Origin of the sequence: Roseovarius sp. A-2 (genome assembly GCF_002072155.1) — a bacterium.
In the GTDB taxonomy this organism is placed as follows: domain Bacteria; phylum Pseudomonadota; class Alphaproteobacteria; order Rhodobacterales; family Rhodobacteraceae; genus Roseovarius.
The window spans coordinates 1-4,058 of the sequence record NZ_BDIY01000063.1 but is presented as its reverse complement, the minus strand read 5'-3'; the positions used below and the strand labels follow the sequence as shown (position 1 = coordinate 4,058).

Genomic DNA, 4,058 nt, shown 5'->3' with positions numbered 1-4,058 from the left:
CCTGCTTGGCCCCATCGGGAATATCCCACCAGTCGAGGCCGAAGAGAACTTCTATGCACAGCGTGACGTGCTCGATATGGTCGCGTGAAATGAAGCTATAGGTCTCCGGTGAAACCGGGACGATTCAGTGTCCCCCAATAATCATCTCGGACAACTGCTCAGCAATGTCGTCCGAAACACGGCGGCGCCCTACCGAACGGACAGTAATTAAAGATGTTTCTTTCTGCATGGCGAATCTCTCCAAGGATCAAACTAAAGTAGAACAAGTTGCCTGACAACTGACAACTGACAACTGACAACTGCGCTTCGCACCGACGTGACTATTGGCCTATCGTGGCCGCCAACTTCCCAAGCGGCATTGCCAACTTGACATAGGCGGGCGGGATAAGCCGCACATCATGGCCCAGATTACCGATCTCTCGGCCCCAGAAATGAGCGCCGCCGCACGCCTCCATCGCAACGACGCATCGCGGAAGTTGGCTGAAAAATGCCAAGACCTGTGCCCGCCGCAACTTCTTGCGCAGGACCGCTTGGCCCGCGCCATCAGCTCCATGCACTTGGAACATATCCTTCGCCAAATCGAGTCCGACCGTGATAATCTCCGACATGACCGCTCTCCTTTGTGGATCATTGCAGACCCACCTTGGCACATCGATGCCGTCGGAGGGCGGTTACATCATCAGAGCCCCTCGGTGGAGCAACTCATCTCAGGTCTGGAGCGACCCCATACCCCTCGAAGGCATATCGATTCAGAAACTGACGACCTGCAAAGAATGCGCGGTCCTGGGTGCTCAGCATGACGGCCTCACAGGCGGCATTCCAATGCTCCTGCAAGGCTGCCACCAGACTGTCAATCTCGGCTCGTGCAGCCGTCTCGCGTAGCAAAAAATGCGGCGCCGCATCCAGGCAAAGGGTCAGCTGCGCGCGGCGTGCGCCCGGGACAATGTTCAGCGCTTGGTTGGCCTCCCGGTTCGGTCGCGGCTGCGGCGCGATATCATAGGCGGGGGTGAGATCCAGACGCTGACCATCCCAGAAGGCGGCATGGTTGCGCGCATGATCATCTGTGTTACCGACCAGGATGTTGAAAACCATCCGCCGGAACAGCTCTCGCAGATCGCGCTCAGGATCACGTGACAACTTGCGCAGGATCTCCCCAAGATCGGTGTATGCAATGTGATGCGCGGAGATCTCGGCCTCTCCGGTCCAAGTCAGTGCTGAGACCATTGCGCGCCGCGCCATGGGGGCATCATGGTGATTCCCTGAAGGCACACGGTCAAAGCGATCGACAAGAATGACATCTCGACCAGCCACCTCGACCACCTCAACGGGGGCCACAGACAATCCAGCCAGAGCCGCAAGGCGCATTGCGAGCGCCTCGGCCTTTACCATCGACATGACATCGTTGGATGCGGAGAATTTCGCGATCAGCTTGCGCCGTGATCCGGGATCATCGAGCAGAGCTTTGGGGCGGGCGCCACCGATCGAGCTGCCATGCAGAATCACGCGCTCCAGTTCGCGGGGCACAGGTTTTCCCTCGGCCACGAGGTCGGCGAACTGCTGGAGCTCCTCTAATGTAGCCTCGCCGCCACCACGAGGCTCATAGTTTTCCGGCGAGCGCTGGAAGTCGAGCGCACCAATCCGGTCTGAGCCGGACGCCAGCATCAGGGCCAGTTCGTCAAACTCATCTTCCTGCAGATCGCCACCTTTGCGCCCGGTCAGCTCATGCAGAAGGACACGGCGGCCCCAGCGATCCGGAAGCGCATCGCGTAGTGAACTTGCCAACTCGCCATTTCTTGGTTGCTGGACGCCAGCGTGCAGGGGGATGTCGTCAAAAACCGACATGGCTCCCGAACGCTCCAGATAGAGGCGACCATAGGCAAAGTCTGCACGGCCGGCGACGGCACGAAGGGCACCACAAGGAACAGGCTCGACCGCGCCAGGAAGCCAAATCCATACAAAAACCTGATCAGGACGCTTCAACGCATCAGAAATCATCGAAGATCTCCGTCACAGCGCGCGGTTGCGGCAGAAGGTCAATCTCCCGGCGCGCCGCATCCCCGCGGCGCTGAATATCGCCGCGATCGCCGCCCATGAGGGGAACATCAACAAGAGCGGCAGCTTCCAGGGCAAGACCGATCTCGACACTGGGCTTGCCAGCCTCAATAGAGCGGAGCGTGTTGCGTGAACACCCCAGGCGCGCGGCGAGATCTTCTTGGGAAAACCCGCGCCGCTTGCGGCCTCGCGCGATCTCAGCGCCCAGCGTTGCCAGGACGGCGCGCACCAGCGCCGACTGGGTTCTTGGGTTGACGGTTTTGGACATTGCTCACTCCATTGTACAAGAGCGTTAATTATGCTCAACAGAATGAACATTGCATTTTTCTGCGTCAAAGTCAAAGATTATGATAGATTTTGCTCAAACTGATGAGCAACATAAGCAAATATGCTCACGGCAATGAACAATATAGGAGCGCCGAAGCCGGGGACGTTTCTCCCCTTACAAGCATCTCCAAAGCGGCGTGGTATTTCTCCACGCTTGCGACTTCCGCGAATTCGCTGCGGTAGCTCTCCTGCATCCATTCAACAGAATGTCCCAGCAACCTCTGGACGGCCCAGGCGGCATCGGGACGATGACGGCGCAGAAGATCGGTGACGGCCGTGCGGATGAGGTGACCGGATATCCCGAACTGCTCGCGGAGCAGCCTGGACGCGTGATACGTGTCGAAGCCTTCAACCCGCAGGCTCAGGAGATTGCACCCATCGAGCTCGGCAATTCGGATCTCGATGCACCAAGCTGGCCGGTCTTCGAGCACATGCGCATCGATGAGCAGGCCGGTCAGCCCCCAGAGCAGGCCGTTCTCCTTCCAGCGCCCCGTCTTCGATTGACGGAATGCCGACTCCCAGGTTCCGTCCGCCCGGCGCACGATATCGCGTCCGATCCGGAACTCGGACAGGTCCCCGGTTCTGTCGCAAAGTTTTCGCGGTTGGTTGGACCGGCTCGCGAGTGGTCGGTGTGGGTTTTTGAGTTTGAAAGCGAGCGGCCAACCGTGACGATTGATTTCAAAGGGAACCATTTCCCGAAGAGCGTGATCCTTTACGCTGTGTTTTTCTATGTCCGCTACGGTGTCTCGTATCGGGATCTTGAGGAGATCATGGCCGAACGCGGCGTTGAAATCGATCATGCCACGCTGAACCGCTAGGTGGTGAAATTCTCGCCGCTGATCGCTGCAAGTGCGCAGGCCAGAAAGAAGCCGACAGCCGTCTCTTGGCGGATGGACGAGACTCTGAGTAATTGAGCGACTGCTCTCTAGGTCGGTGCATAATGGTACCGAAGCAATGACAGGAGAGCAAAATGGAAAAGTGCTACGTGGGTTTGGACGTCTCAAAAGACGAAACGTCGATTTGTGTTCGAAATCTAACAGGTGACATGTTGTCGACTGCGCGGGCAGTTACAGATCCCGATGTGATTTTTGGGGCGCTGAGCAAGCACATGGGATCAATCCAGTGTGTGGTTCTCGAAACCGGTCGGATGGCGAATTGGCTTTATAACGAATTATCTGATCGAGGCTTGCCGGTTGTTTGCATTGATGCCCGACAAGCGCACGCAGTCCTTAGCCAGATGCACAACAAGACCGATGACAACGATGCCGCCATGTTGGCAGAGCTGGCTCGAACCGGGTTCTACAAGAAAGTCGAAGTCAAAAGCCGGGTTGCCCAAGAACGCCGCGCTTTGTTGAAGGCTCGAGAGATCGCACTGAAGGCCCGCGTAAATGTTGAAAATACCATTCGCGGTTTGCTGGCCAGCTTTGGACTGCGGCTTCCAAAGCATCTGTCGACCTACGAACAGCGGGTTCACGCGTTGCTCCAAGATCGGTCGGTCTTGTCCGGGATCATCTTGCCTTTGATGGAATTATGTCAATGTGCATTCAAAACTGGCTCTGAATCAATTTCGGTGCAGCTTGGAGGTTCCTTCCTATCAGGACGCTGCAACAAGCCGGGCTCTGAGCAGGTCGATGTTCGCCCGGCCATACATCTGACGTTTCAGGATCTTGAGACGATTG

At 57.3% G+C, this 4,058-nt stretch carries 3 protein-coding genes and 2 pseudogenes; 2 read left to right on the top strand and 3 right to left on the bottom strand.

Annotated features, from left to right (window positions below; genetic code table 11):
- Positions 1-365: 365 nt before the first annotated feature.
- The 3 genes and pseudogenes from BHD06_RS22405 to BHD06_RS22395 form a co-directional block, all read right to left on the bottom strand.
- Positions 366-608 (bottom strand): annotated as a pseudogene (locus BHD06_RS22405) (IS110 family transposase); the annotation flags it as partial.
- Between the two features lie 94 nt (positions 609-702).
- Complete coding sequence (locus BHD06_RS22400; protein ID WP_080459158.1) at positions 703-1,995, bottom strand: type II toxin-antitoxin system HipA family toxin; 1,293 nt, start codon at positions 1,993-1,995, stop codon at positions 703-705.
- On the bottom strand, positions 1,985-2,320 hold the full coding sequence (locus BHD06_RS22395) for a helix-turn-helix transcriptional regulator (protein WP_080459157.1): 336 nt from the start codon (positions 2,318-2,320) through the stop codon (positions 1,985-1,987). The genes BHD06_RS22400 and BHD06_RS22395 overlap by 11 nt, the downstream gene beginning before the upstream one ends.
- Before the next feature lie 724 nt (positions 2,321-3,044).
- On the opposite strand from BHD06_RS22395, the pseudogene BHD06_RS22390 reads away from it, so the two are divergent.
- Both BHD06_RS22390 and BHD06_RS22385 read left to right on the top strand, forming a co-directional pair.
- A pseudogene (locus BHD06_RS22390) lies at positions 3,045-3,281 on the top strand (IS6 family transposase); the annotation flags it as partial.
- A gap of 68 nt (positions 3,282-3,349) precedes the next feature.
- A partial coding sequence (locus tag BHD06_RS22385; RefSeq protein ID WP_139784861.1) for a transposase occupies positions 3,350-4,058 on the top strand: 709 nt, incomplete at its 3' end.

Coding starts and splice junctions, on each gene's coding strand:
- BHD06_RS22400 (WP_080459158.1), bottom strand. CDS start 1,995: ATGATTTCTGATGCGTTGAAGCGTCCTGATCAGGTTTTTGTATGGATT.
- BHD06_RS22395 (WP_080459157.1), bottom strand. CDS start 2,320: ATGTCCAAAACCGTCAACCCAAGAACCCAGTCGGCGCTGGTGCGCGCC.